This is a genomic window from Pseudomonas sp. LB3P58 (genome assembly GCF_054897895.1).
The window spans coordinates 2087691-2113476 of record NZ_JBUBVE010000001.1 but is presented as its reverse complement, the minus strand read 5'-3'; the positions used below and the strand labels follow the sequence as shown (position 1 = coordinate 2113476).

Annotated in this window: 26 protein-coding genes; 16 read left to right on the top strand and 10 right to left on the bottom strand. The window is 57.1% G+C overall.

Features of this window, described 5'->3' with window-relative positions; translation table 11 throughout:
- Positions 1-11: 11 nt before the first annotated feature.
- Positions 12-233, bottom strand: a complete 222-nt coding sequence (locus tag ACYZTZ_RS09910) for a hypothetical protein (protein ID WP_461998034.1) — start codon at positions 231-233, stop codon at positions 12-14.
- Positions 234-354: 121 nt separating this feature from the next.
- Here ACYZTZ_RS09910 and ACYZTZ_RS09905 point away from each other — a divergent pair, with 121 nt between their 5' ends.
- Positions 355-972 carry a hypothetical protein gene (locus tag ACYZTZ_RS09905; protein WP_461998033.1) on the top strand — a complete coding sequence of 206 codons (618 nt, stop codon included), beginning with the start codon at positions 355-357 and terminating at the stop codon, positions 970-972.
- An 11-nt stretch (positions 973-983) separates the two neighbouring features.
- Here the strand turns inward: ACYZTZ_RS09905 and ACYZTZ_RS09900 are convergent, their stop codons facing one another.
- Positions 984-1202 carry a hypothetical protein gene (locus ACYZTZ_RS09900; protein WP_461998032.1) on the bottom strand — a complete coding sequence of 73 codons (219 nt, stop codon included), beginning with the start codon at positions 1200-1202 and terminating at the stop codon, positions 984-986.
- A 101-nt stretch (positions 1203-1303) separates the two neighbouring features.
- Between ACYZTZ_RS09900 and ACYZTZ_RS09895 the strand changes: the two genes are divergently transcribed.
- Together ACYZTZ_RS09895 and ACYZTZ_RS09890 are read left to right on the top strand one after the other, a co-directional pair.
- A complete protein-coding gene (locus ACYZTZ_RS09895; protein ID WP_461998031.1) occupies positions 1304-1612 on the top strand; it encodes a hypothetical protein in 309 nt (102 codons plus the stop codon).
- Between the two features lie 4 nt (positions 1613-1616).
- Positions 1617-1979: a hypothetical protein gene (locus tag ACYZTZ_RS09890; RefSeq protein WP_461998030.1), complete on the top strand. Its 363-nt coding sequence runs from the start codon at positions 1617-1619 to the stop codon at positions 1977-1979.
- 30 nt (positions 1980-2009) lie between these two features.
- Here the strand turns inward: ACYZTZ_RS09890 and ACYZTZ_RS09885 are convergent, their stop codons facing one another.
- The gene (locus ACYZTZ_RS09885) at positions 2010-2411 is read right to left on the bottom strand and encodes a hypothetical protein (protein WP_461998029.1); all 402 of its coding nucleotides are present in this window, start codon (positions 2409-2411) and stop codon (positions 2010-2012) included.
- Positions 2412-2464: 53 nt separating this feature from the next.
- Between ACYZTZ_RS09885 and ACYZTZ_RS09880 the strand changes: the two genes are divergently transcribed.
- On the top strand, positions 2465-3388 hold the full coding sequence (locus tag ACYZTZ_RS09880) for a DNA cytosine methyltransferase (protein ID WP_461998028.1): 924 nt from the start codon (positions 2465-2467) through the stop codon (positions 3386-3388).
- Positions 3389-3620: 232 nt separating this feature from the next.
- Complete coding sequence (locus ACYZTZ_RS09875; RefSeq protein WP_461998027.1) at positions 3621-4259, top strand: hypothetical protein; 639 nt, start codon at positions 3621-3623, stop codon at positions 4257-4259.
- 29 nt (positions 4260-4288) lie between these two features.
- Here ACYZTZ_RS09875 and ACYZTZ_RS09870 read toward each other — a convergent pair whose 3' ends face one another.
- Positions 4289-4486, bottom strand: coding sequence for a hypothetical protein (locus ACYZTZ_RS09870; protein WP_461998026.1), 198 nt, complete (start codon positions 4484-4486; stop codon positions 4289-4291).
- 85 nt (positions 4487-4571) lie between these two features.
- Between ACYZTZ_RS09870 and ACYZTZ_RS09865 the strand changes: the two genes are divergently transcribed.
- Positions 4572-6377 carry a DNA cytosine methyltransferase gene (locus ACYZTZ_RS09865; RefSeq protein ID WP_461998025.1) on the top strand — a complete coding sequence of 602 codons (1806 nt, stop codon included), beginning with the start codon at positions 4572-4574 and terminating at the stop codon, positions 6375-6377.
- Here ACYZTZ_RS09865 and ACYZTZ_RS09860 read toward each other — a convergent pair whose 3' ends face one another.
- Positions 6378-6611, bottom strand: a complete 234-nt coding sequence (locus ACYZTZ_RS09860; protein WP_461998024.1) for a hypothetical protein — start codon at positions 6609-6611, stop codon at positions 6378-6380.
- A gap of 90 nt (positions 6612-6701) precedes the next feature.
- Here ACYZTZ_RS09860 and ACYZTZ_RS09855 point away from each other — a divergent pair, with 90 nt between their 5' ends.
- Positions 6702-7328 carry a hypothetical protein gene (locus ACYZTZ_RS09855; protein ID WP_461998023.1) on the top strand — a complete coding sequence of 209 codons (627 nt, stop codon included), beginning with the start codon at positions 6702-6704 and terminating at the stop codon, positions 7326-7328.
- On the opposite strand, the gene ACYZTZ_RS09850 is transcribed toward ACYZTZ_RS09855, so the two are convergent.
- Positions 7329-7718, bottom strand: a complete 390-nt coding sequence (locus ACYZTZ_RS09850) for a hypothetical protein (RefSeq protein WP_461998022.1) — start codon at positions 7716-7718, stop codon at positions 7329-7331.
- A gap of 114 nt (positions 7719-7832) precedes the next feature.
- Here ACYZTZ_RS09850 and ACYZTZ_RS09845 point away from each other — a divergent pair, with 114 nt between their 5' ends.
- From ACYZTZ_RS09845 to ACYZTZ_RS09830, 4 genes are all read left to right on the top strand, one after another.
- Positions 7833-8156 (top strand): hypothetical protein, encoded by a 324-nt coding sequence (locus ACYZTZ_RS09845; RefSeq protein ID WP_461998021.1) that lies wholly within the window; start codon positions 7833-7835, stop codon positions 8154-8156.
- A 330-nt stretch (positions 8157-8486) separates the two neighbouring features.
- The gene (locus ACYZTZ_RS09840; protein WP_461998020.1) at positions 8487-8846 is read left to right on the top strand and encodes a hypothetical protein; all 360 of its coding nucleotides are present in this window, start codon (positions 8487-8489) and stop codon (positions 8844-8846) included.
- Between the two features lie 45 nt (positions 8847-8891).
- Complete coding sequence (locus ACYZTZ_RS09835; protein ID WP_123368031.1) at positions 8892-9134, top strand: DUF4224 domain-containing protein; 243 nt, start codon at positions 8892-8894, stop codon at positions 9132-9134.
- Position 9135: 1 nt separating this feature from the next.
- Positions 9136-10185, top strand: coding sequence for a tyrosine-type recombinase/integrase (locus ACYZTZ_RS09830; RefSeq protein WP_461998019.1), 1050 nt, complete (start codon positions 9136-9138; stop codon positions 10183-10185).
- A 454-nt stretch (positions 10186-10639) separates the two neighbouring features.
- On the opposite strand, the gene ACYZTZ_RS09825 is transcribed toward ACYZTZ_RS09830, so the two are convergent.
- A complete protein-coding gene (locus ACYZTZ_RS09825) occupies positions 10640-11338 on the bottom strand; it encodes an ion channel (protein WP_461998018.1) in 699 nt (232 codons plus the stop codon).
- A 180-nt stretch (positions 11339-11518) separates the two neighbouring features.
- A complete protein-coding gene (locus ACYZTZ_RS09820; protein ID WP_461998017.1) occupies positions 11519-12139 on the bottom strand; it encodes a tyrosine-type recombinase/integrase in 621 nt (206 codons plus the stop codon).
- A gap of 215 nt (positions 12140-12354) precedes the next feature.
- On the opposite strand from ACYZTZ_RS09820, the gene ACYZTZ_RS09815 reads away from it, so the two are divergent.
- Positions 12355-12765 carry a response regulator gene (locus ACYZTZ_RS09815; RefSeq protein WP_461998016.1) on the top strand — a complete coding sequence of 137 codons (411 nt, stop codon included), beginning with the start codon at positions 12355-12357 and terminating at the stop codon, positions 12763-12765.
- Between the two features lie 298 nt (positions 12766-13063).
- On the opposite strand, the gene ACYZTZ_RS09810 is transcribed toward ACYZTZ_RS09815, so the two are convergent.
- Entirely contained in the window at positions 13064-15349 is a 2286-nt protein-coding gene (locus ACYZTZ_RS09810; protein WP_461998015.1) for an Orn/Lys/Arg family decarboxylase, read from the bottom strand.
- Positions 15346-16755 carry a putrescine-ornithine antiporter gene (potE, locus tag ACYZTZ_RS09805; RefSeq protein WP_461998014.1) on the bottom strand — a complete coding sequence of 470 codons (1410 nt, stop codon included), beginning with the start codon at positions 16753-16755 and terminating at the stop codon, positions 15346-15348. Before potE ends, ACYZTZ_RS09810 begins: the two co-directional genes overlap by 4 nt.
- A 552-nt stretch (positions 16756-17307) precedes the next feature.
- Between potE and ACYZTZ_RS09800 the strand changes: the two genes are divergently transcribed.
- The 4 genes from ACYZTZ_RS09800 to ACYZTZ_RS09785 all read left to right on the top strand — a co-directional run bounded on the left by ACYZTZ_RS09800 (position 17308) and on the right by ACYZTZ_RS09785 (position 25599).
- Positions 17308-17823: an Hcp family type VI secretion system effector gene (locus ACYZTZ_RS09800; protein WP_054051032.1), complete on the top strand. Its 516-nt coding sequence runs from the start codon at positions 17308-17310 to the stop codon at positions 17821-17823.
- A 132-nt stretch (positions 17824-17955) separates the two neighbouring features.
- A complete protein-coding gene (locus tag ACYZTZ_RS09795) occupies positions 17956-19998 on the top strand; it encodes a type VI secretion system Vgr family protein (protein ID WP_461998013.1) in 2043 nt (680 codons plus the stop codon).
- Positions 19988-20725, top strand: a complete 738-nt coding sequence (locus tag ACYZTZ_RS09790) for a DUF4123 domain-containing protein (RefSeq protein ID WP_461998012.1) — start codon at positions 19988-19990, stop codon at positions 20723-20725. The genes ACYZTZ_RS09795 and ACYZTZ_RS09790 overlap by 11 nt, the downstream gene beginning before the upstream one ends.
- Positions 20725-25599, top strand: coding sequence for an RHS repeat-associated core domain-containing protein (locus ACYZTZ_RS09785; RefSeq protein WP_461998011.1), 4875 nt, complete (start codon positions 20725-20727; stop codon positions 25597-25599). Before ACYZTZ_RS09790 ends, ACYZTZ_RS09785 begins: the two co-directional genes overlap by 1 nt.
- Positions 25600-25786: the final 187 nt, after the last annotated feature.

Below are 25786 nucleotides of genomic sequence, written 5' to 3'. Positions count from 1 at the left end.
TGACAGCCCAGCTACTCCGGTGGTGCAGTAGTCAATGCTTGCGCATGGGCAGCGATCATCACCTGAATGGCGTTCGACACATGCGGGTGCCCAACCCAGCGGTAGGGGGCATTGCTCAGTAAGCCTGCGGCCGCATTGTCCATTAAAGTTTTTACATCCAGCCCGCTGGAGATGGCAGCTCCAATGATGGCTACAAGCGCCTGTTCAAGTGCAACTTCGCGATCAGTAATCATCCGCATCTCCTTGATCCGGCTTCATGCCGGGCAGAAAGATAAATAGCTCACCTATAGCCAAAATGCCACTACACACTGTCGCATCCGGTATCGGAGGGCGGCGCCTGACTGGAGATACACTGTGGACGACCAGTTCTACTTGCAGGATAGCCGCAGCAACACCGGTGACGGCCTTATGTTCTGGGCTCAAGGTGGCGGCTATTGCACCGACTTGGGTCGAGCAGAGGTCTTCACAAAGGCCCGCGCAATCCGTTATCACGAAGACCGGGAGAGCGATGTTCCTTGGCCCAAGGCCTACATCGATGAACGATCCCACATCGGCGTTGATTGCCAGTATGTCCGCGAAGAGGAAGCGGCGCCGCACTTGATAGAAGGCTGTCAGTGCGTAGTGCAAATCCCTCGGCAGTGGAACGGCAACGATTTGATCTGGGCGGTATGGCCTATCGGCGGCTCGCCAAAGCTGGAGCGCGCTCACCGCATGGATTTTGCGGAGACAAAGGCGCTCTCCGACAACGAGATCATCTGGCCGCTGACCTACATCGAAAGCAAGTCGAAACGGCTCGTCCATGTGCAAGACGTCTCAATCAAAGAGGCCTTGCGCAGCACCGGCATAAAGCTGATCAAGCCCAAGAAGCCTCGCGAGCAGGTGTTCAACTGTTCAGGTTGCGGGCGGTTTATCACCGACATCCAGCGCTACCAAGAAGACTGCCGCAACTGCGGCGTCGACAACTGCCCCTGACCCACCCTCAACTATTGCGCTGATCGCCGCGGCGGGAGCATCACGGTACGGACCAGGGCTTTATTGAGTTCCAATTTCTTGCGGAGGTCAGCTGGCGTGTCCGGTGAGAACGTGAGCATCCAGCATCCAGGCGTCAACAGTGCTCCACGTTGTGATAAGTAAATTTGGACTTGGATCTCGGAGATGCCAAGAGCATCAGCCAATTCCTTGTCTGTGGGTTCGTCGCTCATCAGAAACCTCCTTGATCCGACTGAATGCCGGTCACCCCGTAATACCCCACTTCAACGAATCACGCCAGCCGGTGAGGCAGGCGTCTGCCTGGAGATTACCAATGAGCATTCCCGCAAATGCGTTAAGCGACGAAGAGTGCCTGCACTACGCCGCGCTTGATCCGGCGGCCGCCGCCGAACTGACCCGCCGCTTCACCTCGCAGAGCATCGACCCGAGCGCCGAGCGTGAAGAGCTGCGTGAAGACATCCGTCGCCTCGAAAGCCAAGCAAGCGATGACGAAGACGAACTCGAAAATCTTCGCGATGGTGCCGGCGAGGCCTGCCAGTGGATCAAGCGAGCAATGGACCCGGACGACCGGGAGCTGTCACCGAACGAGCTGCTGCAAAAAGCGCTCGACTGCCTGGGTTAACGCCATGAGCACATTTGCAGTGTTTGGAATGAACGAACACTTCGCCCGCGAAGAGGCGAAGCGCAAGGTTCGCGACTTCAAGATCGAAAAGGGTAAGCGGGTTGAGCTGTCGATGAGCCAGTGGCTCCAGGCTGTCGAGGATCGGGTGGTCAAGATCATGGACGGCAAGCGGGTCGCTCAACTCAGCAGCATGTTCGATGCCCCCCAGTACGCCGCCGATTATGCCGAGCGCATCCGGAAGCTGGGACGGTGCCGCGACGTAATCATCAGGGCGAAGATCAAGTTGCCGCAGAACGACCTGAGACGGAAGTCGCCGATCAAGCTTTCTTGGATGGATTACTCGCCTGAATCGACAGCGGCCGCCTGACCCGCCTTCACCTATTGCGCTGAATGACGCTTAGATTCGGTCCTCTTCAGGCATACACAAATAGCTTCGCTCATTCTGCTTACGCTTAATAAATGAAAGCGTGAGTTTTGCCTCATCGATCAAGCTGTGCGGATTAATGCTGGTTGCCATAGCCTTCATCAGTTGCCATTTTTCTAGGGAGCGATTCAAAAGCCTGATTGTTGCCGGGTAGTACTCAGGAAAATTTCTGAGCTCGAAAATTATGACAAGTTGCTTATCAACATTAGATCCAGTGCTGTTCAAGTCCTCCACCAGTTTATGGTAATTCGCAAACCGCCTATCTCTCTCCTCTGATTTTTTAATCGATAGGTAATGGTATAGCGCGCTACCCGCAGTAATCAGCGACAGAAACAAAGCCAGCGATCCATTGTTCGCTGAAATCCACTCCCACATTCCTGAACCCCACTCTGAAAAATAAATCGCAATATACCCGGCGAGGATCCCCTATGTTCACAGCAATTGATTTGTTCTCCGGTTTTGGCGGATGGACCCGAGGCGGTGTTGATGCCGGTCTGCAAGTGCTTTGGGCGGCCAACCACTGGCCCGCGGCCGTCGAGTGGCACACGAAGAACAACCCAGACACGCAGCACGTCTGCCAGGACTTGCACCAGGCTGACTGGTCCAAGGTGCCCAAGCACGACGTCATGCTGGCCTCACCCTGCTGCCAAGGACATACCAAGGCCCGCGGCAAGGCATCGGGTAATCCACAGCACGACAACTCACGATCGACAGCCTGGGCGCCGGTGGCGAATGCGGAGGTGAACCGGCCGGACTTCGCGGTGATCGAAAACGTGCCGGAGTTCATGGACTGGATTTTGTACCCCGCATGGGAAGACGCGATGCAACGACTGGGCTACACCTTGGCACCGCACATCGTGGACTGTGCCGACTTGGGCGTGCCACAACATCGAGTGCACCTGTTCATGGTCTGCTCTCGCAGCAAAGCACCGCTGCACTTGCAGTTGCCACAATACCGACACGTTCCTGCCAGCCAGATCATCAACTTCGATGCCGGTAAGTGGTCGCCCATCATGAAGCCTGGTCGTGCTGAATCGACGCTGATTCGAGTAGATAACGGCCGCAAGCGATTCGGCGAGCGTTTCGTGATGCCCTACTACGGCTCAGGGTCCGGCCTTACCGGCCGCAGCCTGGACCGTCCAATCGGCACCATCACCACCCTGGACCGCTGGGCTGTGGTCGACGGCGACATGATGCGCATGATCACCGCCGACGAGGCAATGGCCGCACAGTCCTTCCCGGAAGACACTCTGCGCCCAGACAACCATCGGCTGACTATGCATATGACGGGTAACGCAGTACCGCCGCTGGCAGGCCAGCGAATCATCGAGGCCCTTAAGGCTGCCGCGTAGCTTCACAGCCACGGCACCGCAAACAGCCACTCCGTCAGACGCATCAGCATCTGGCTAAGCAGCTCAACAAGAACTTGATACATCAGATCTGCGACGACTTGTTTCATGTGGAACCCTTGTTCTATTTGGCAGGGCTCCACTTTGCGGCAAGCAAGCAAAACCGTCGTACGGTCGCGGTCACCAAACGCATCTTTTCTCCACCGCCCGGGCATGCCCCGGCATAGGACGCCCCATGCCCACAGAAAACAAACCGGTCGAGCCGCTGAAGGTTGAGCGCTCGACAGTCACAAAGCTGGTGATCACCGGCGCCCCGCGACTCGATGCGATAACCGTGTTCCTCGAAGACTTTGGCCGGCGCGACTGCCCGACCGAGTCCAACCCGAACTACCAGACCGCCCAGGGCAAGATCACCATCAACTGCTGGGACAATAGCTGGAACGCCTACTGGGGTGGCATGGGTCCACGCACCGTTGCTGAGTTCGTTGCCGACTGCGACTGGCACTATGTTTTGAACTGTCTGGACAGAGGGATCAGCGATACACAGTTCACCGGTGATGCGCTCGAGGCATTGGCCCGCAAGTGCATCCTTGAACGCCGCCGCGGTCGCAACAAGGCAGACTGGGGGGAAGGCAGCCTCGATGCGGAAGACGCGCGTCGCCTGTTCAATCGAGCCGACGAACTTCGCAACATAGAATCCGCCAACGAGTGCTGGCATCAAAGCGAGCTGCTCACCGAACTATTCGGCGAAGAGTGGCACTACCCCATCGGCGACCGCGTCAAAGAGGAAAACCACAAGTTCACGTACCTGCGGCGAGTGGTCGAAGCGGTGCAGGCAGCGCTTCGCCAAGAACAGCAACAGCTGGCAGCATGACCCGCCCTCACCTATTGCGCGGTACGCGACTATAGAAGCTTTCGAAAGGTGCTTAGTTCATCGAAAGCAAGCGCAGCATCTGAAGCTTTTGCTTCAAGCTCCAAGAACTCCGCTTTCTGTTCTTCAGAAAATGGGTAATTCGAAGCCGCAAAAACTTCTACCGCTCGGAACGCGTCGCTTCGCTCTTTGATCAGACGCTGAAATTCCTCTGCTAAATGGTTGCTCATCACCGCCCTCCTTGATCCGGCCTTTTGCCAGACCATCAACCAATAGCCCACAAACACACTTCACGCCAGCCGGCGAGGATCCTCTATGTCCGCACAACAGAAGCCACCCCAGTTCATCCATGGCCATCCAAGCATGGGCCTCCACTTCCAGAAAGAGCTGGTTGTGGATCTGTTCGCGGGTGGCGGCGGCGCCAGCACCGGCATCGCCCGGGCGTACCGGGAGCCGGATGTGGCGGTTAACCACAACCCCATCGCCCTGGCCGTGCACCGCGCCAACCATCCGCAGACGGCCCACTACGTCGCGGACGTGTTCGAAGTTGACCCGGTGCTGGCTACCGGCGGTCAGCCAGTCGGCATCCTTTGGGCCTCGCCCGACTGCCGCCACCACAGCAAGGCCAAGGGCGGCGCTCCACGCGATCGTGGTGTACGCGGACTGGCCTGGGTCGTTGTGCGTTGGGCGCACGCTACCCGGCCGCGCCTGATGTTCTTGGAGAACGTCGAAGAGTTTTGCGACTGGGGGCCGATCGATGAGGAAGGTCAGCCAATCAAGGCCGAGCGCGGCCGCACCTTCAAGTCATTCATTGCAGCACTGAGCACCGGCCTTGCCGCCGATCACCCGGACATGCCAGAGATTCTTGAGTCAATCGGCGAGTTCGTACCTGCGGAAGCGCTAGTGCGCGGTCTCGGCTACAACGTCGAATGGCGCGAGCGCATCGCGGCCAACGCCGGCACCCCAACTATTCGCAAACGTCTTTACCTGGTAGCGCGAAGTGACGGCAAAGCGATCGTTTGGCCAGAACCCAAGCGCCACAAGAAGCCGACGGCGAAACAGCAACCTTGGCGCACTGCCGCGGAGTGCATTGACTGGAGCAACCTCGGCCGCACGATCTTCCGTGAAAGGCCGATGGCAGTGAACACAATGCGCCGCGTGGCCAAAGGCTGCTGGCGTCATGTCCTGACCAGCGCCAAGCCCTTCATTGTCCCGATGCGCGGCACCTCGGAATCACACACGAGCACTCACGGCACGAACGAAGCACTGTCGACCATCAGCGCCGGCGGAACACATCACGCACTGGTACAGCCTGTCGCCGCGCCATTCCTCACCGAGTGCGCCAACGGCTCAGCGCAACGCAACTTCGACGTGCAAGAGCCACTGCGCACACAGGTTGCCCAGGTCAAGGGCGGGCACTTCGCGCTGGCCGCAGCGAACATGGTCACTCTGCGAAAAGGCTCGGTTGGGGCTGATGTCGACAACCCCCTCGGCGTGGTCGCTACCAGCACCGGGCACCATGCAGTATCGGCCGCATTTTTCGAACAGGCGAACGGTGGTTACTACAAAGGTGACGGTCGATCAGCTTACGACCCGATATCGACCATCTGCCAGTCCGGCGCCAATCAGCGGCTGGTCAAAGCTTACCTGGTGAAGTACTACGGCAACGAGAAGGACGGCATTTCGCTAACCGAGCCAATGCATACGCTGCCGACAAAGGATCGAGTTGCGCTGGTCGAGGTGGTGCAGGTACCGGACACGCTGACGCCGGAACAGATGGAAGGCGCCCGCCGCTGCGCTGCCTTCATGCATGAGTACCTGCCGGAGCACTTCAAAGACTCTGCGGAAATGGTGATGGTCGGCGGCTACGTGCTGGTGGATATCACCCTGCGCATGCTGCAACCGCCTGAATTGAAGGCTGCGCAGGGCTTCGACAAGGACTACATCATCGATCGCGGGCTGTTCGTTGACCCGGTCACCGGCGCCGAAGAGTGGCGCGACATCAACAAAACGGACCAGGTCCGGCTGATCGGCAACAGCGTCTGTCCGGACGAAGCCGAAGCACTGGTCGCAGCCAACGCCGCCGACATCATTGAGCTTTATCAGCGCCTTGCAGCCTGATCAGACAGCCCAGAAAACAAAAGCACCTGTGATGACCGGGATCCGCTGGGGATGAGCACGCCGCTGGCGCTCAAACCACCACCTCGTTTGCGTAACATCGAATCGACGGTCGTACTGAACTGAAAGCAGACTCCCCGAAACGCCGAAGTGGCCACAATCCGGGCAGCTCAGTTCTTTTCCATCAAGATCTGACTCAACTTTTAAAGCATCGACCCCGCAGACCAGGCACTCCATACGACTCTCCTTATTTTAGTTAATCGCTCAACTGTAGCTGATCCCTCGCCACCCTCCACCGCCCGGGCACGACCCGGCATAGGACGCCCCATGCCCACAGAAAACAAAATCGCTGAGCCCGCACCAAGCCTGGCAACCGGCCACGATCTCGATGCAGCCACTTGGGCCGACTTCGTGCAGCGCCTCCGCCATGACTGCGTTGGTGAAGGCGTGCGCGACCATTGCACCTCTTGCGCAATCTTCATCGTCGAGGCGCGCAAAACGATCTACGGCCTGGATATGGAATACGCCGAAGATAAGGTCGTCATCTGCGACGAGACGGAATGGAGAACCCCAAAGGAATACTGGGAAGACCTGGACGAAGATGGTCGGGCCGACCTGAACCGTGAGGCGCAAGCCTGGTGCGAGCATCAGTTCATGAAAGCTGATGAGGATGCCCAGTGGTACATCCTAGGTAAGCGTGGCAATCACTACGTGACAGGCATCAGCGACCACTGGGAGTACGTCAACGCCCACTTCACAAAGGACGCTGCCGAGGCATTTATCAGACGGAAGAAACACGACTACCGCAAGGGTATGCGCGCCTACGTCGATTCCCAGTACTACGCATGGGAGTTCAACGCGATCAAGGAAGCGATCCTCAACGGAGCCCTGACCTACACGCCGAAGCCGGTTGTGAATGCCCATGATCTGGTATCGATGGAGGTCGCAGGATGATCAATCGCGTTTGTTGAGCCAGTAATCCATTCGGACCTTAGAATCACTCAATGCTTCGCGACATGGATCGGCATACTTATTCAACAGAATCGAAAAGTTTACCGCGTCATTATCGATCTCTTTAAGCATTGTTTTGGTGGCCATTTCAGCACGTGCATGCGCCAGCTTCTCGCTGGTTAGCGTTGCGGAAGATTTAATGGCTAGCCCCCCTAGTTTTTTAGCGTTTTTAGATACGTCTGGTTTTTGCGCTTTTACAATCAATGAGCTGAGCATGTAGAACGCGCTGCATTCCGCGAGCTCATGAGCATAATTGTTTGTTGCTCGCTCTGGCTCATACGCAAACGCAGTGCCCAGCGGAAGCAACAGCACAAAAAGAATGTATCGACCCAAAGCAAAGTGTCCTTTCACCGCTCGCAAAGCGCTCCCGTTGTCAGATATCAGTAAAGCACAGCAGTAACCCCCTCCCCCTTCAAAGTCAGCCGCTATAGCGGCAAAGGAACAGTCATGCCTGAAGAAATCGTTTTGATCCAGCCTGTCCCTGTTTTGCGCGAGGCGGATGGCTGGTGGCACCACCCCGATCTGCCGATGTTCGAAGAGGACCAAGGCGAAGAATCGCGGGAGTGGGTAAAGGCTCAGGGCCTGACCATCGTTACCGCCGAAATGGAATACGAGGTCGATACCGACAACGACCCATACTTTGAGCAGGGCGAGGGCTCTTGCGCGCACTGGGAACCGAGCAAGCCCGATGGCGAAGGTTGGTTTGTGCTGGCCATTTTCGACACCGACAACGGCCCGGCTTGCTGGTGGGCACGGCGGGTGACGCCATGATCCTCCCCGCACTCGCCTACATGGCCTGGCTCATCTACACGGGGCCACAGTGAATAGAAACCGCCCCATCAACCACCGAATGAACCGGACAGGAGCTCGGCAGCTGATGAGACGCAAGCTTAAACAATAGCTCACCCGCAAAATTTGTCTTACTCAATACAACGAAGGCTAGTTCACCCCGCCAGCCACCTCAGGAGGGGAGCTGTGCAATGCAACTGGCGAGGCGAACGAATAAACCATAGTTCACCCACTCAACCCGCCTCAAACCCTTCATCTGATTTCCGCAATCCACCTACCAGCCTGCCGGTGAACGGCGGGCGAGGAATCGCTATGTCCGATTTTCAAACGGAATCCACGCCCACCGCTCGCAAGTTGCACATCTGCGGCGAATGCCACGGGCACATCGAGCCCGGCCAGAAATACCAACTCATCTCGGGAAGCTGGGATGGCGACATGGCGTCGTTCAAGACCTGCATGCCTTGCCTCAGCACCAGAACCTGGGCAACCGCCCAGCCTGAATGGGGTAGTGATGGCGAGCATCTTTATTACTTCGGGCAGCTTGAAGAAGACATGTCGTACCTGGCCCCGGAAATCACATCGCATGACGGTCGCCGATTTCACGCCTATCGCTTGCAGGCACTCATGAGCCGCCGCCGGCTCGCTGCCAAAGCGCTGCTCAAAGCGGCCTAACCCATCCCCCACCTTCTGCCGCCACGCGCGGCATGGAGCATCTCTATGGAAACTGAAATTCTCTCGGACGAAGAGCTGGCGGATCTCACCGGCTACAAGGCTCGGGCCTATCAGCGGCGCTGGCTGACAGATCGTCATTGGGTGTTCGTCGAAAGCCGCGGCAAGCGACCACTGGTTGGCCGGATGTATGCCCGCATGAAGCTGGGCATGATCTCCCCCGCCATCGCTGACCCTAACCCACCGCCGGCCGCGCCGGCATGGACGCCCGACTTCTCGCGAGTGAACTGATATGCGACCCCGTAATGCCGAAACACGCAATTTGCCGCCCCGTATGTATCAGTGGACGCGGCCACGGAAAAGCGGAAAGGATTGGATCGCCTATTACTACCTGGACTTGACCGGCAAGGCGATCCCATTGGGCAAAGACCTAGATTTGGCCAGGATCAAATGGGCAGAGCTTGAGGCGAAGGAAAAGCCCCTCGACCTTCGCACGATGAAAGGGATCTTTGACAGGTACATCCGCGACATCGTCTCCAAGAAAGCACCGCGCACCCAAAAGGACAACCTATCCGAGATCAAGCAGCTGCGACCTATGTTCGATAGCGCGCCGATCGACTCGATCACCCCGGCCACGATTGCCGGGTACCGGGATGCGCGGACGGCAAAGGTGCGGGCGAACAGGGAGATCGCCACCCTCTCCCACGTTTTCAATATCGCCCGGGAATGGGGGCTCACAACCAAGGAGAATCCGTGCCAGGGCGTGCGCAAAAACAAGGAAACGCCGCGGGACTACTACGCCAATGATGTGGTTTGGGATGCTGTTTACAAGAAGGCAGCTCAAGAGCTGAAAGACGCGATGGACCTGGCTTATCTGACCGGGCAACGGCCGGCAGATGTTCTGGTCATGAGGAAGGATGATGTCGAGGGGGAATATTTGGGGGTGCAGCAGAAGAAAACGCACAAGAAGCTTCGCATACAGATGACCACTGGCGGTGAGGCAAACAGTCTTGGCCGGCTGATCGCCGAGATATCCGCACGCAACGCTCAGCACGTCTCGAACTATCTGATTGTAAGTAGGCACGGAAAGCGGATGACCGCGACGATGCTGAGAAAGCGTTGGGACATTGCGCGCGAGAAAGCAAAGTTGGCCGCGATCGAGATCGGCGACGAGCTGCTAGCGACAAAGATAAGTGGATTCCAGTTCCGTGATATCCGGCCAAAAGCCGCGTCGGAAATCCTCGATGTCGGTGATGCGAGCCTGCTCCTGGGTCACACCAAGGGGGACATCACGGAACGCGTTTACCGCCGCATCGGCGCCATTGCCAAGCCGTCAAAATAGCCCGAAAACCCGTTACAAAACTCAAACTCCGCCCCTTGTAGAATGCGGTCTACAGAGGTGCCGAAAAACCAAAGTACTGTAACGAAAAACAGCTACAGGCCACGGTTTCAGCGGCTTTAAATAGCGGTCTTGAAAACCGTCGACTGTAACAGGTCCATGAGTTCGAATCCCATCGCCTCCGCCATATTTGTACCGACAAAGCCCTGATTATTCGGGGCTTTGTCGTTTCTGGAACTCGCGATTTTTGGTCTTCCCTTTCTGGATCGCTTCCGCAGCTTTTCGGTCATTTCCGCAACCCTACCCTTCCGACATCACTGGTTCGACCTCGACACGCAGGTGGATGTGGCTTTCTTCAACAGGCAGCTGTCGGCCATTAGCAGTCGGTCGAAGGTGTCCACTAAATCAGGGACGACTCAATCACTAATGCCCGGAGGCGGCTCAGGCAAATCGAGAGTCACTTAGTCTGATTCGATGGATAAAGACCGGCAAGCCGCGCTATCACAACACCAACGTAAAAGACGCCTGAGAATTCTTCGACCATCACAAGTGAGCGGGCGTGGTTGGTCAACGGAATAACATCACCGTAACCAGTGGTCGTGAGCGTCGTGAGGCTAAAATAGATCAGTTTGAAGAAAGTGCCGGGCTGTCCGAAGTCGAGGTAACCAGGGCCGAATGAGCCAGCGCTGGATATCTCGAGCAGCGCATAGACGAAGGACCAAACGAAGGCCAGCATAATGTAACCCGCAAGCGCACCATGCAGCTTGTCGGCTGTAATTGGCCCGCGCTTGAGAATATAGCGAAGCACTCCGCTAAACGAGACTGCAAGAGACGCCGCATAAGCTATCCCGGCAAGGTCAAGAATCGCGATATTCTCAGACCACAACGCCGTCCATTGAAGGCCAACCCCAAGCAACGCCAGACCCAGTTTTAGGATGAACCCCCGCCGAGTCTGCCTGGTGGCGAAAGCGCCCACGAGCAGCACGATTGAAAACAGAATGCCGAGCAACGTGCGAGCAAATATACCTTCCTCAAGAAAGGGAAACAGGAGGATCAATCCTAGTAAGAGCAGCAATAGATAGGTGCAGGGCCCTCGCCCTATTACCATCTGAGCTAAATCCTCGTCAGATTCGGCTTTATCTTGCGGATTTGCCATACCGGTTTTCCAGAGATTGAAATAACGCTCGAGACCTGACGTTGCACGATTGAAATCTGATCTGGCTTTACAAGAGTTGGCAGTGAAATTCTAGTCGCGAATGCATGTGAGAGGATTCAGCCTGACAGACAGCTATGGGTCGGATAGCGACGGTCTAGCATCGACCGTCGCTATAGATGGTCAGACTTCCGTCTGTTCCGCCATTTCCAGGGCATCATCGACCTCGATTCCCAGGTATCTAACGGTGCTTTCAAGCTTCGTATGACCAAGCAGGAGTTGGACAGCTCTCAGGTTCTTTGTCCTGCGATAGATTAGCGATGCCTTGGTTCTCCGTAGCGTGTGAGTACCGTACATGGTTGGGTCAAGGCCAATGACTGTCACCCACGCTTTGACTATTCGAGCGTATTGTCTGGTGGAGAGATGGTCTGAGTCGTGCAACCGGGTCGGGAACAAGAAGTCCTCGCTGCGGAGGCGGGCCTGATGCATCCAAGCCTCAAGAACCGTTCGGGTTTGCTCACTGATTTCAAATTGCACTGGGTGCTGAGTTTTCTGCTGCATCACGATGGCCCGTGACGACACATGTTCTCCATGGGCTATATCTCGTACTCGCAGCTTGGTTAAGTCACAGGCACGCAGCTTGCTGTCGATAGCCAAGTTGAAGAGAGCCAGATCCCGTGTCTTCTCCGCGAGCTGGAGTCTGACCCGGATGGCCCAGATATCTCTGACTCTAAGCGGGGCTTTCTGGCCGACTAACTTTCCCTTGTTCCAAGGCTGATGGCTGTATGTAGCAATAGTGTTCATGGTGGTGTCCTCCACGTTGGGGGAGGACAGGGTGGATCCGGCACAGTGCGCCGTTGTCGCTATTCGACCCATTGCAGCCGGTCGTAACAGGCAGAGAACGACCAGGAGACATGATGCGACCTCTCGCACTGTCGGCTCGTCACAACCTATCGGTCCTAAAAAACGCTTACACTGAACGAAGAAAACCCATGGGAAATTCGGATAAGGCCCCCTACGTGAGCGAAAATTGGGATGACCGACAAGCTGCCTCCAGACACGTATTCGTTATTGAAGACGAACCGGTGGTGCGGATGCTTTTGCAGGAAACCCTGACTGAGATGGGGTTTACATCAGTGGCTTTCGATAATGCTGTTCAAGCGCTGACCCATCTCACGTATATACAAGGTGATTGCACCCTCATCATCGCGGATCAGGGGCAACCTGGTGGGATACAAGGCACTGAGTTCATTCGCATGGCCAACAAAAGATGGCCATCTATTCCTTCGATTCTTACATCTGGTTATCTCACTGATGAGCAGGTTATCCCGCCGTCGGCGACTTATCTGCATAAGCCTTACACCTTGGATCAGTTAGAGAAGACCATCGCAATCATTCTCAGACAACAACCTTCCCTGCTGCAGAATTGAAGACAGTTCGCCTATTCAGTTTTTACCTCCTTGGCCTATTGGCGGCTCGGGGTCGAATGCAGCCCTTTCTGACAGGCAGCTACCAGCTAATACCAGTCATTCGTTGAGATTCGTTACCGACTTGGGCACCTCGGCGGCAGGGATATGGCAACGACATTCACCGCATCTTGGATAGTTCAAAACCGACCTTTTTTAACTCAAGAGCGTCATCATTAAACCCGTACAACAGATAACAACTCTAGCTTGGCAGCCGCCCATCTGAGTGATGGACGGCGTAATGGGCAGGCCAGCCCTTCACTCATTTCAGTACCAGCATCCGGTAAACCCCAGCCTCACTTTCGATCCCATGGGTGTCATGGGTGAAACCCGGGAAGGATTTGTCAAAGGCTTCCAGTGCCTTGAGATACGCCAGCAAAGGCCCGTCCGCAGGCCCGGCGTTTTCACCCGGCATCAGCAATGGAATGCCCGGTGGATACGGCACGATCCCGGTCGCGGCAATACGCCCTGCGGCTTCTGCGAGTGTCACCCGTTCGATGTCGTTTCTGACCAGTTTTTCGTAGGCCTCCACCGGACTGAATTCGGCTTTCGGCAATGTGCCGAACGCCTGGGCCATGTTGGCGGTGGTTTTGTGTTTCTTCATGGCAGCGAAGATTTCGTCGGCCAGGTCCTTGAGGCCCATGCCGGCGTAACGAGTCTGGTTGGCGGCCAGCAGATCCGGCAGGCACAGTTCCAGTTCGACGTTGTCGTCATAGTCGCGTTTGAAGTCGAGCAGGGCATTGAGCAAGGTGCCCCATTTGCCTTTGGTGATGCCGATGGAGAACAGGAACAGGATGGTGAAGTCGGTGGTTTTCTCGACCACGATGCCCTGACGTCCCAGGTAGGCCGTGAGCACACAGGCCGGGATGCCAGAATCGAGCAAGTTGCCGTCGTCGCCCATGCCGGGGCTGAGCACCGAGACCTTGATCGGGTCGAGCATGCAGTAGCCTTCTTCGATGTCACCGAAGCCGTGCCATACCGCGTTGGGATGGAGTACCCAGCAGTTCGGCTCGGTTTTCAAAAGCACCGGGGCGACTTCATGGAACGGCACGGTGGCCGCGCCAACCTGCACGGTCGGCGGCTGCCAGCAGGTAAAGAACCAGTCATCCTTGCTTAGCATCTCGTTGTGCATGCGCGAGACGACCTGGCGGAAACTGATGGCTTCTTCGATCGATTCGGTGGTGAGGATTTGCCCGCTGGGCGCTTCCATCATGGCCGAGCTGACGTCGCAGGAAGCCATGATCGCGTAGTTCGGTGAAGTCGAGGCGTGCATCATGTACGACTCGTTGAAGCGCCCGTGTTCGATCGGGTTGCGGCCGTTACGCACGTGAATCATCGAGGCCTGGGACAGGGCGGCCAGCAACTTGTGGGTCGACTGGGTGGCGAACACGGTCGGCTTCGAGTCGTCGTGATCGTCCGGGCTGCCGTGCATGGCGTGGCGCTCGCGATACAGCGGGTTGAAACGCGCATAACCGTACCAGGCTTCATCGAAATGCAGACGATCGACGCTTTGCCCCAGCAACTCTTCGACGCGGGTGACGTTGTAAGTCAGGCCGTCGTAGGTGGAGTTGGTGATGATGGCGTGGACGGGTGTCGGGTCGATGCCTTGCTTGACCAGCGGGTTGCTGGCGATAGCGGCTTTCACGCCTTCGGCGCTCAGGGTTTGCGGCAGGATCGGGCCGATGATGCCGTAGCGGTTGCGGGTCGGCACCAGATAGGTCGGAATGGCACCGGACAGGGTCATCGCATGCTCGGCGGATTTGTGACAGTTGCGGTCGCACAGGGCGATCTGATTGCGCGTGACGCTGGCCATGAGGATGACGCGGTTGGACATCGACGAGCCGTTGGTGACGTAGTAGGTGCGGTGCGCGCCGAAGACCTTGGCGGCGTAGCGCTCGCCTTGGCCGATGGGGCCGCTGTGATCGAGCAGCGAACCGAGTTCGCCAACCGAAATCGACAGGTCGGAACGCAACAGGTTTTCCCCGAAGAACTCGTAGAATGCCCGTCCCGCCGTGCTCTTGAGAAACGCCGTACCGCCCGCATGACCAGGGGTGTGCCACGAGTATTCATAGGTTCGGGAAAACTTCACCAGCGCCCCGAACATGGGAGGTAGCGCGGCTTGGCGATAGCGTTCGATGGCCGCCAGGATGCGCCCGCTGAGAAAGCGACTGGTGTCCTCGGGCAGCCAGATAAAGTCATCGGCGTGCTGCATGACCACCAGCGGAATGCTCGACGCGGTGCTGCGGTCGCTGATCAAAAAGACCGGCACCCGAGTGTTGCGCTCGCGCAGACTGACCAGCAATTTGATGCATTCTTCGTGGCCTTCGCTTGTATCCATTTCCCAGCTGAGCAGCACGCATTGAACGGCCGGGTCCGAACGCAGGATCGACGTGGCGTCGCTCAGGGTTTCCGACGCCAGCACCCGGACGGCGCGTTCCTCCACATCGTTGATCAACTGATGCAGGGCGCGACCGAAGACGGTGCGCTTGTCCGGCGGGCTGCTGACCAACAGCGAGAGCATCCCGAGCGTGTGTCTATATTCCGTCATGATTGAGCCTCCACTGTGACTGCTTGCAAGTTGTTGACCGGCACTGGTTCGCCAGTGATGTGTTGAGCGCTGACGGTCTGCGTCGGTACGCTGTTATTGAGCGCCTCGAGGCGGATCAGGCGGTTGTTGACGAAGCCGAACAGCGTGTAACCGAAGATGGTCGCCACGCCGCCGAGCATCAGTGCCTGCGCGCCCGAACTGTAGAGCGCCAGGTAGCTGTAAGCCGCCGCCACCCACGCAATGATGTTGGTTATCAGCGCCGTGCCCGCCGGAACGTTGGAGACCTTTTGAATGGTCATCAACGCGGCCATGGAGAGGATGTAGGGCACCAGGTTGGTGACCACCGCGAGGTTGACGAGTGTGTCGAACTGCTTGCTCAGGTCAGGGCTGATGGTGAGAAAAGCCAGTGCCGTCTGCACTGCCAGCAGCACCAGCATGCCAACAATCGGCGTACCGGCCTTGTTGGACTTGGCAAAGATCGACAGGAAATAACCGGTGTCCGCGGAGCTTTTGTAGACCTGAGCGATGGTGAATTGCCAACCCAGCAGCGAACCGATGCAGGCGAGGACCATCGCGGCCATCACAATGTCACCGACCATAGGGGTGAACATCTTGGCAAAGACCAGCCCGAACGGTGCAGTGGAGGAGGCCAGTTCAGGGTTATCGACGATACCGGCGATGACGTTGGTGGAGACGATGTAGATCACCGCCGCGCCGAGGGTGCCGCCGAGTACCGCAATCGGTACGTTCCTCTCCGGATTTTCCACGGCATCGGTGTTGGCGCACGCCGACTCCAGACCGAGGAATGCCCATAAGGTGATCGCCACCGATGCTCCTGCGGCTTCGAACCAGCCCATGTTGTGCGGGTTCCAGCCTGCGGCGTAGACACTGCTGTCGAACCAGTACCAGCCAACGGTGGATACGAGCACCACCGGCGCAATCACCCCCCAGACCGTAATCGCACCGATCCGGCCGGTAATCCGCGCGCCGCCGAAGTTGGCGAACGTGGTGATCCACAACAGAGCGATGGTCGCCAGACCCACTTGCAGTGAATCAAGCTTGATGTGGAACAGCTCCTGGATATAGCCGACCGCGGTAATACTGATCGCCACGTTGGCAATCAACAGCGAGAGGCCATAGGTGTAGTTCGTGATGTAGTTGCCCGCCTTGCCGAAGGTGTATTCGGCATAGCCGCCCATGCCCCCGGTCTTTCGGCTGAGCATCCCGCAGCGCGCAAAGGCATAGGCCAGCGCCAGGGAGCCAGTGGCCGTGATCAGCCAGGAAAGGATGGAAATACCGCCGACTTCGGCCAGTTTTGTGGGGAGCAGCACAATGCCTGAGCCCAACATGTTGACGGCTGTCAACATCGTCAGTTGCCCCACTGTCATTTTCTTTGCGACTGACATTCTGGTGCCTCATTAATTGGCTGAGAGAATGTTAGCTATAGCAAAAGTTTGAAATGTCGCAAGAAAGCCCTATCGGTAGGTGGTTGTTGGACTCCAGGCGGCAATGGCTCTAGTTTTACAGTTTCTGTACTTTCCGGGGGACCGCTTTGGGTTGAAAGCGGCTTTTCGCGACCGGCTGCTATTGGCCGAAAGCAGCCAGCCCCCCGTCACATTGTTCAGGACGGTAGAACGATACATTCGCCAAACATGGCCTAACGCCATGCTGCGCAAGAAGTTGCGCAGTTATACGTAATATCCCCCCTGAAAACCGCTGCAAGCCTCGCTGATCAAGGCTTCCAGCCAAGTGCGCAAGAAGTTGCGCAGTACTGCGCAACTTCTTGCGCACATTCACCGGCGATCTCTGCCAAACATCCTTCGCGAGCTCTGAAAACTCTCTCAACCCACTGATTTATATAGCCTTAACCGCTTCTGGCACGGACCTTGATAACAGTCAGGCACCCACCGGGCGATACCGCCTCCCGGGCACCCTAACTTTTAGCAAGGAGCACATCCATGGCTACACCAGCGTACATGTCCGTCACTGGCGAGAAACAAGGTCTGATCACTGCCGGCGCATTCACCGCCGACTCGGTTGGCAACACCTACCAGGAAGGTCACGAAGACCAGGTCATGGTTCAGGCTTTCAGCCACGACGTGATCATCCCGCGTGACCCGCAGTCCGGCCAACCGACCGGTCAGCGCGTCCACAAGCCAGTCGTGATCACCAAGGTGTACGACAAGGCTTCGCCACTGCTGCAAGCAGCTCTGACCTCCGGCGAGCGCATGAGCGAAATCGTTATCCAGTGGTACCGCACCTCGGCTCAAGGTACCCAAGAGCACTACTACACCACCAAACTGGAAGACGCGATCATCGTCGCCATCAACAACAAAATGCACAACTGCCAGGACCCGTCGAACTCGCACTTCACTCACCTGGAAGAAGTGCAGTTCACCTACCGCAAAATCACCTGGACCCACGAAGTATCCGGCACTTCGGGTTCCGATGACTGGCGTCAGCCGGTCGCCTAACTCAGGCCGACCGTCTCAAGCATCGGCCAGCTCTGCTGGTCGATGTTGTTTTCGCCTTTCCAGAATTTTCGCGTCCGCAAGCTCCCTGCACGGGTGCCGGCGAGCGCCGCTGCACTGCACGAGGAACAAGGGATGTTCGCGCCGGCCAATCAAACTCACTTTGCCCTGACCATCGAAGGTCTTTCCAGCGACTTCCAGGTTTTCTCCCTGCAAGGTCGGGAAGCCATCAGCCAGCCTTTTGTGTTTGAGGTGGAGCTGGTCAGTGAACAGCCGTCCCTGGACCTCGAGACTCTGCTGCACAAACCGGCCTTCTTGCAGCTCTCGCCCGACGGCAGCGGCATTCATGGCCAGATCTACCGCGCCGCCCAGGGTGATTCCGGCAAACGCCTGACCCGCTACGCGGTGACCCTGCGCCCGCACCTGTCTTACCTCGCGCACCGCATCAACCAACGCATCTTCCAGAACCTTAACGTGCCGAAAATCATCGGCAGCGTCCTCGAAGAGCACGGCATCCAAAGCAATGCCTACGAATTCAAAGTCGGGGCGATTTATCCGGAGCGCATTTACTGCGTTCAGTACGATGAATCGGACCTGCAGTTTGTCCAGCGTCTGTGCGAGGAAGAAGGTATCCACTACCACTTCCAGCACAGCGCCACCGCCCACAAACTGGTGTTCGGCGATGACCAGACGGTGTTCCCGAAACTCGCGCCCGTGGCCTACCAGCAAGACTCCGGCATGGTCGCCAACGACCCGGTGATCAAGCGCTTCGACCTGCGCCTGGAAACCCGCACCAGCCGCACCACCCGCCGCGACTACGACTTCGAAAAACCGCGCCTGACCCTGGAAAGCGAGAACCGCGGCGACGCCCTGCCCGACCTCGAAGACTACGACTACCCCGGCCGCTTCATCGACCGCGAACGCGGCAAGCACCTGGCCAAACGCGCCCTCGAACGTCACCGCAGCGACTTCCAGCTCGCGGAAGGCAAAAGCGATCAGCCGTTGCTGGTCAGCGGCCATTTCCTGGCCCTGACCCAACACCCCAAGGCCAAATGGAACGACCTGTGGCTGCTCACCGAAATCCTCCACGAAGGCAAACAGCCGCAAGTGCTGGAAGAGTCGGTCACCAGCAACACCACTAACCTGAAAGACGATTTCCACCAGGGCTACCGCAACCGTTTCCAGGCCACCCCGTGGGACGTACCGAACCGCCCGCCCCTGACGCAAAAGAAACCGCGCATCCTCGGCAGCCAAAGCGCCGTGGTCACCGGGCCCAAGGGTGAAGAGATCCACTGCGACCAATACGGTCGCGTCAAAGTGCAATTCCACTGGGACCGCGAAGGCCAGGCCGACGACAAGACCAGCTGCTGGCTGCGCGTCTCCTCCGCCTGGGCCGGCGCCCACTACGGCGGCATCGCCATCCCGCGCATCGGCATGGAAGTGCTCGTCACCTTCCTCGAAGGCGACCCCGATCAACCGCTGATCAGCGGCTGCCTGTACCACAAGGAAAACGTCGTCCCGTACGCCCTGCCGGCGAACAAGACCCGCAGCACCTTCAAAACCCTGAGTTCCCCCGGTGGCGGTGGTTACAACGAACTGCGCATCGAAGACAAAAAGGGCCAGGAGCAAATCTTCCTGCACGCCCAACGCGACTGGGACGAAAACGTCGAACACGACCAGAAAATCCGCGTCGGCAACGAACGCCACGACACCGTCGAGCAAAACAGCTACAGCGAATTCAAAGCCGAAGAACACCACACCGTCTACGCCGACCGCAAAGTCGAAACCCGCGCCAACGACCATCTCACTGTGGGCGTCAACCAGCACATCAAAGTCGGCACTGGCCAATTCATCGAAGCCGGCCAGGAAATCCACCTGAGCAGCGGCATGAAAGTCGTGTTGGAAGCCGGCAGTGAACTGACCCTGATCGGCGGTGGCAGCTTCATCAAGATCGACGCCAGCGGCGTGACCATGAGCGGGCCGGTGATCAACATGAACTCCGGTGGCAGCCCCGGCAGCGGCACCGGCTCGGCCCCGCTGATGCCCGGCATCCTGAAACAGGCCGACGCCGACAAGGCCGGCCAGGTCCTGACCCCGGCCCAGATCAACACCCTCAAACGTAACGCGCCGTTCTGCGAAGAATGCGAAAAATGCAAGGCAGGTGCCTGTGCCATCTGATCGACTGACACCCAAGGACTGGCTGGCACAACAGCCGCTGCAGACTGGCGAGCATTTATATCTGGTGATCAGTGCGGCAAGTGATGCCGATGCGCTGAAAACCCTGTACCTGACTGAACCCACCACCCAGCTCCTGCCCATCTGGGGCGGCACGTCCTACTCCACCTGGCAACCGGTGATGCCCTACGTCACTGAGCTCAGCCCCAACTCACCGTTCCTGCCATGGATCGCCGAAACCGACGCCCTCGACTGGGGCTGGCTGGCGGTATCACGCGCCGAACCGAATGACGTGTTCGAACACCTGCGCAGCCTGACGCAGGTGAAGATGCCGGACGGGACTGAAGTGTTTTTCCGCTTCTGGGATGGGCGGCATATCTACCCGATCCTGCATGGATTGGGCGACAAGGCCGGGGAAGTGCTGCCGGTGTTTGAGCGCTATCTGATTAACGGCCAAACGCTCGAGGTTGGGACGAGGGTGCTGCCGAAGGTGAAGGATTGGCCTTGGTGGGAGGTGCCGAAGGATTTGCTGGATGGCTTGGCCAAGGAAAACCCTTCGACACTGATTGGCAATCTCCTGCAGTGGCTCGAAGAAGAACGTCCGGACATTTACAACGCTTGGCCAGAGAACAACCTGAAGCTGAAAGTCAGCCGTTTCGTGCGCCGCCCGGATGCGCCGAAAAACCTTAAAGAAGCACTGTTAAACCACCTGATTCTGGAGCAAGGCTGATGGATCGCGTTGCCACTATCGAAACACAATTGGACTCCTTCAAAAACAGCCTGAAGCTGTACCGTGAAGAAACCAAGAACTGGTACGCGCAGCTTGCTGACAAAGCCAGCCGAGCTGCAGACATGCCCTCTCTTCTTGGTATGGAGCGCGTGATCAAGGCCGGCGACTCCAACAAGTCTGTCAGCTTGACTGATGGTGATTTTTCATACGTCGCCAAGTGTCCACTTGTAGGTCCGCTGCTGATTGAGAGCAAGTTCGAATCGGTTTTCGACATCCCTATCGGCGATATCAAGGTCGACATCATTGCGGTAGATGGAGGCGCCAAGTCGACGATTACCCTGGATAAACAGGGTAAAGGCAGCTTTCAGGGCCAGCCTGGAAAATCCTATAAGATCCACGTCCACGATCAGGTGACGCCTGCGCAGATCGACACCCTGTTCAAATCCTACGACGGCTTAGCTGTCGATCTGGAAGGGTTTCTGCGCAAGGAATGGGCAGGCTTCAAACCACAGTGGTCGAATCAAAGTGCGTCAGCCAAAGCGATGGCAATTGGGGTCGGTATTCTCGAAGGCGGATGGGAAGCCATCAAAGGCGTCTGGGATGGCATTTCAAAGGCTTTGGACATCCTTCAAAACCCTAAAAAGTTCGCAGAGGATTTAGGGGCCGGTACCGAGGAACTGATCAAGCTGGCCAAAGAGGCGCCAGATGTGATGAAACAGGCCATGTTGCTTGCTAGCGATGAGGCCGCACTGTTCTTGATGGTGCATTGCGCTTCTATCTGGGTTTCAGCATTGCCACCGACGCAAGCGGCTGGCCAAACGGCGAAGATGACATCTGCAGCCGTTATCGGAATTCTCATCGACATCGTGATTTCGGTCGTACTGACCGTCGCAGCCGAAGGCGCCGGGCTATTTTACCTGGCCGCACGTTTAGCGAAGTACGGCCAGATCATCGTCAAGGCTGTTACCGGATTCGTGAAGTCGTTGTTCAACATCATCAAAGGCTTCATGGGTTACGTCGGTAAATACGTCGCTGTCGCCGCTCGTGGAGTAGCGACTCGGATAGAAAAGGGAGTCGCGCAGCTACGCTTTGATGGCAAACGTAATGCGACCGTTGAACACGGAAAGCGTCCTGATGACGCCTCGAAACAATCAAAAAACCCCGACGAAAAAAGCGCGGCACCGGCGCAGGACACTTGCACCAACGGCTGTCCGGTTTCGATGGTCACGGGTGAGGAACTACTGACTCTTACCGATGGCCAACTCGACGGTCTGCTTCCGTTTGAGTGGACGCGCCTTTATCGCAGCAGTGCGGTTGAGATCGACAGTCGTGTTGGGTATGGATGGAGCCACGTTCTTTCTCATCGGCTGGATCTGGATGATGAAGGCGTCCTTTGGACGGATAACGAAAACCGAACCACTCGTTTTCCGATGCCGACACAACAGCGCCCCGCTATCACTAATAGCCTGTCGAAAGCGGCCATCTACCTGGGGTCTACCCCAGGCGAACTCATCCTGACGCAGGCCGGGCAGAATCCGCGCTTTTATCATTTCCGCGCGGGCCGTTTGATCACTATCAGTGACGCGTACGACAACCAGTTAGTGTTGAGCTACGACTTTGCTGGCCGTATTCAACGTATAGACAACAACGCCGGACGCTCCCTGCTAGTTCGCCACGAAGACCGTCATATCATTGCGGTGGATTATCAGCAGCGCCGTGCCGAGTACACGGATCAAGGTCAACGGCAGGAACCATGGATCACCGTACAAACGCTGGTGACCTATCGGTACAACGCGCAAGGCCAACTTATCAGCGCCACCAATGCTGCCGGTGAAACTGAACACTACCGTTACAACGAACAGCACGTCATTTTGGAACGACAACTGGCCGGCGGTGCGAGCTTTTTCTGGGAGTGGGAAAACAAAGGTAAATCGTCACGCAGCATCCGTCACTGGGCCAACTTTTCGCAGATGGACTCGCAGTACGCTTGGGACGATGCCGGCAAAGTGACCGTTACAAACGCGGATGGAAGCGAGCAGGTTTATGTGCATGACGAAAATGCTCGGCTCATCAGCGAGACCGCTGCGGACGGCGCTGAAACACAGAAAGCCTATGACGACAAAGGTCGTCTGATCGAAGAAAAGGATCCTCTCGGCGCCATCACTGAATACCGTTACAACGACGCCGGCCTGCTTGCCGTTGTTATTCCTCCTGAAGATGCGCCGACATTCTACGAATATCGACATGGCTTTGTGAGTGAGATTCTTCGCGGCAAAGCCTGCTGGAAATACCAGCGAAACAGCCAAGGCGATATCACCCACCAGATAGATCCTGACGGCAATGAAACTCGCTACAGCTACGATGCTCAAGGTCGCGTGCTGGAGATCATTAATCCAGACGGCGGACAGCATCAGCTCGTCTGGAATGGACTGGGTCAATTGCTCGAAGAAGCATTGCCTGATGGTGGTCGGCGTAAATACCGCTACGACGCACTGGGTCGTCAGATCACCCGTCAGGACGAACACGGCACCATTACCCATTACCAATGGGATGCGACTGGCCGATTGACGCAGACCACACAGCCTGGCGGTGCGACACGCACTTACACCTATAACGCCTACGGCAAGGTTACAGCTGAGCGCGATGAACTGGGCCGTATCACCCGCTACGAATACGCCGACAACCTGCAACTTGTCAGCCGCCGCATCAACCCAGACGGCAGTGAGCTGCGCTATCGTTACGACAATTCACGCCTGCTGCTGACTGAGATCGAAAACGAACGCGGCGAGCATTACCACCTCGACTATTTCCCGAACGGCCTGATCCAGCAGGAAACCGGCTTCGACGGTCGCCGTAGTGCCTACGAATATGACCTGAATGGCAACCTGCTGAAAAAAACCGAGTACGGCGACGACGGTGGCGAACTGGTCACTGAATACCAGCGTGACTCCGCTGGCCGCTTGCTCGTGAAGACGTTGGCTGATGGTGAAGAAATTCACTACAGCTATGATGCTCTGGGTCGCTTGGTCAACGTCGATGACGGTCACTGGCCACTGGCCTATGAATACGACTCCCAAGATCGACTGATCACCGAACATCAGGGCTGGGGCACCCTGCGCTACGAGTACGACAGCGTCGGCCAACTCAAGCATTGCCGTCTACCTGACGGTAGCAAGCTCGACTATCGCCGATTGCCCGGCGGCAATCTCAGCAGCATTGACCTCAACGGTTCTCGCCTCACATCTCACCAGTTCAAGGCTGGTCGTGAACAGCAACGTCAGCAAGGCTTGCTGTTGAGTCAGTATCAATACGACGATCAGGGCCGACTGCAGGCCCACAGTGTCAGCCAACGCGATAGCGTCCTGCTGCAGCGCCGATATAACTACGACGCGGCAGGCAACCTTGCAGGCATCAATGACAGCCTTAAAGGTGCCCGCAGTTTTCACTACGATCCGCTTGATCGCCTGATCAGCATTCGAGGTGCAACACCGGAGAGCTTCGCGCACGATCCAGCCGGCAATCTGCTAGGCCAAAATGACGTGCCCTCTGCCAACTTGGTCAACATCAAGGGCAACCGTCTGCTCATGAAGGGCGACCGTCACTACGACTACGACGCCTACGGAAATATGATTCGCGAGCGCCGAGGTACCGGACAAAAGCTCGTCACTGAATACCGATATGACTGCCAGCATCGCTTGATCGGCGTCAGCCTACCGGGCGGTAGTATCGCGGCCTACAAGTACGACGCCTTCGGTCGACGCATCGAGAAAACGGTCGATGGACACACCACCGAATTCCTCTGGCAAGGCGAACGTCTGGTCGTAGAAAATGGTGACAATCGGTATCGCACCTATGTCTATGAGCCGGACAGCTTCCGGCCGTTGGCGATGCTCGACGGTGAAGGTCCACTGAAAGCCACGCCGTTCTACTACCAGCTCGATCATTTGGGCACACCCCAGGAGCTCACTGATTACAGCGGTGCGATCATGTGGTCGGCCAAGTATCGAGCCTATGGTAACTTGGCTGCATTGGATGTCTCGGAGATCGATAACCCGCTGCGTTTTCAAGGCCAGTATTTCGATGCAGAGACGGGACTTCATTACAACCGCCATCGCTACTACAGCCCGAGTACAGGACGGTTTCTGACCCCAGACCCGGTGAAGCTTGCAGGTGGCCTAAACCATTACCAGTACGCACCCAACCCTACTGGCTGGGTAGATCCGCTCGGCCTGATGTTCAGGGTAATTACGAAAGCTGTTTCCGGTGTGGCCAAGAGGGCTCCGCTGAAACCCTCTGCGAACTGCCCCAAACCCGGAGGAGCATCGTCTCCAAACACCACCCCTACCCTCGCAGATTCCAGCGTAAAGACTGGAGATGTCAACCCACCCGCAGTCATTGAGTCGAAGCCTGACTTCTATGTCGGACCATCCGGGCCGGACTCGACTTTGCCTGCAACGGGTTACCGATACATGGGCTACAACAATGCCGACGGAACCGTAAACACTCACGCGCAGAACACAATCAACACCGGCGAAGCACGACTGTCGTATTTCGGGTTCGATAAATTTGAGACCGGAGACGCTGCTACGGAAGCATTGCAGATGCGAGCACCGAAGCACGTCACTCCTGCTGACCCCGACCCTGCATGGAGTGATGGTCGCCTGCGATTGAAGTTCGACACGCTGCAACTCTATAAGGACGGAGTGCCAGGCGTTACAGTGCCGCATGAGCTTGGTGGTAAAGGTCCGAACCTGGAGCCATTCACGAAAGCGTACCCTGACTACGGAACGGGCGGTGCGCAGCAACTCATCCCCAAACCGGGTACCACCACTATCATCAAAGCGGATGAAGTCACTATTTTGCCGGAGAAGTAACAGTGCTAACCGATTTACAGGCGCGCGTAGCGCTCAAAGAACTGATCGAAAAATATCTTAAGGGAAGAGATCCCGATTACGACCGTTTGATCGAAATCGTTCAGGATCCTTCGCGGCAAGTTCCGATCAGAGGTGTACTTGAGGACATTAGACAGTACAACAAGGTCCAGTACACACAGCAGGAGCT

Coding starts and splice junctions, on each gene's coding strand:
- ACYZTZ_RS09840 (WP_461998020.1), top strand. CDS start 8,487: ATGTCCGATTTTCAAACGGAATCCACGCCCACCGCTCGCAAGTTGCAC.
- ACYZTZ_RS09835 (WP_123368031.1), top strand. CDS start 8,892: ATGGAAACTGAAATTCTCTCGGACGAAGAGCTGGCGGATCTCACCGGC.
- ACYZTZ_RS09890 (WP_461998030.1), top strand. CDS start 1,617: ATGAGCACATTTGCAGTGTTTGGAATGAACGAACACTTCGCCCGCGAA.
- ACYZTZ_RS09785 (WP_461998011.1), top strand. CDS start 20,725: ATGGATCGCGTTGCCACTATCGAAACACAATTGGACTCCTTCAAAAAC.
- ACYZTZ_RS09880 (WP_461998028.1), top strand. CDS start 2,465: ATGTTCACAGCAATTGATTTGTTCTCCGGTTTTGGCGGATGGACCCGA.
- ACYZTZ_RS09875 (WP_461998027.1), top strand. CDS start 3,621: ATGCCCACAGAAAACAAACCGGTCGAGCCGCTGAAGGTTGAGCGCTCG.
- ACYZTZ_RS09820 (WP_461998017.1), bottom strand. CDS start 12,139: ATGAACACTATTGCTACATACAGCCATCAGCCTTGGAACAAGGGAAAG.
- ACYZTZ_RS09870 (WP_461998026.1), bottom strand. CDS start 4,486: ATGAGCAACCATTTAGCAGAGGAATTTCAGCGTCTGATCAAAGAGCGA.
- potE (WP_461998014.1), bottom strand. CDS start 16,755: ATGTCAGTCGCAAAGAAAATGACAGTGGGGCAACTGACGATGTTGACA.
- ACYZTZ_RS09795 (WP_461998013.1), top strand. CDS start 17,956: ATGTTCGCGCCGGCCAATCAAACTCACTTTGCCCTGACCATCGAAGGT.
- ACYZTZ_RS09860 (WP_461998024.1), bottom strand. CDS start 6,611: ATGGAGTGCCTGGTCTGCGGGGTCGATGCTTTAAAAGTTGAGTCAGAT.
- ACYZTZ_RS09800 (WP_054051032.1), top strand. CDS start 17,308: ATGGCTACACCAGCGTACATGTCCGTCACTGGCGAGAAACAAGGTCTG.
- ACYZTZ_RS09830 (WP_461998019.1), top strand. CDS start 9,136: ATGCGACCCCGTAATGCCGAAACACGCAATTTGCCGCCCCGTATGTAT.
- ACYZTZ_RS09895 (WP_461998031.1), top strand. CDS start 1,304: ATGAGCATTCCCGCAAATGCGTTAAGCGACGAAGAGTGCCTGCACTAC.
- ACYZTZ_RS09910 (WP_461998034.1), bottom strand. CDS start 233: ATGATTACTGATCGCGAAGTTGCACTTGAACAGGCGCTTGTAGCCATC.
- ACYZTZ_RS09810 (WP_461998015.1), bottom strand. CDS start 15,349: ATGACGGAATATAGACACACGCTCGGGATGCTCTCGCTGTTGGTCAGC.
- ACYZTZ_RS09885 (WP_461998029.1), bottom strand. CDS start 2,411: ATGTGGGAGTGGATTTCAGCGAACAATGGATCGCTGGCTTTGTTTCTG.
- ACYZTZ_RS09900 (WP_461998032.1), bottom strand. CDS start 1,202: ATGAGCGACGAACCCACAGACAAGGAATTGGCTGATGCTCTTGGCATC.
- ACYZTZ_RS09825 (WP_461998018.1), bottom strand. CDS start 11,338: ATGGCAAATCCGCAAGATAAAGCCGAATCTGACGAGGATTTAGCTCAG.
- ACYZTZ_RS09855 (WP_461998023.1), top strand. CDS start 6,702: ATGCCCACAGAAAACAAAATCGCTGAGCCCGCACCAAGCCTGGCAACC.
- ACYZTZ_RS09845 (WP_461998021.1), top strand. CDS start 7,833: ATGCCTGAAGAAATCGTTTTGATCCAGCCTGTCCCTGTTTTGCGCGAG.
- ACYZTZ_RS09865 (WP_461998025.1), top strand. CDS start 4,572: ATGTCCGCACAACAGAAGCCACCCCAGTTCATCCATGGCCATCCAAGC.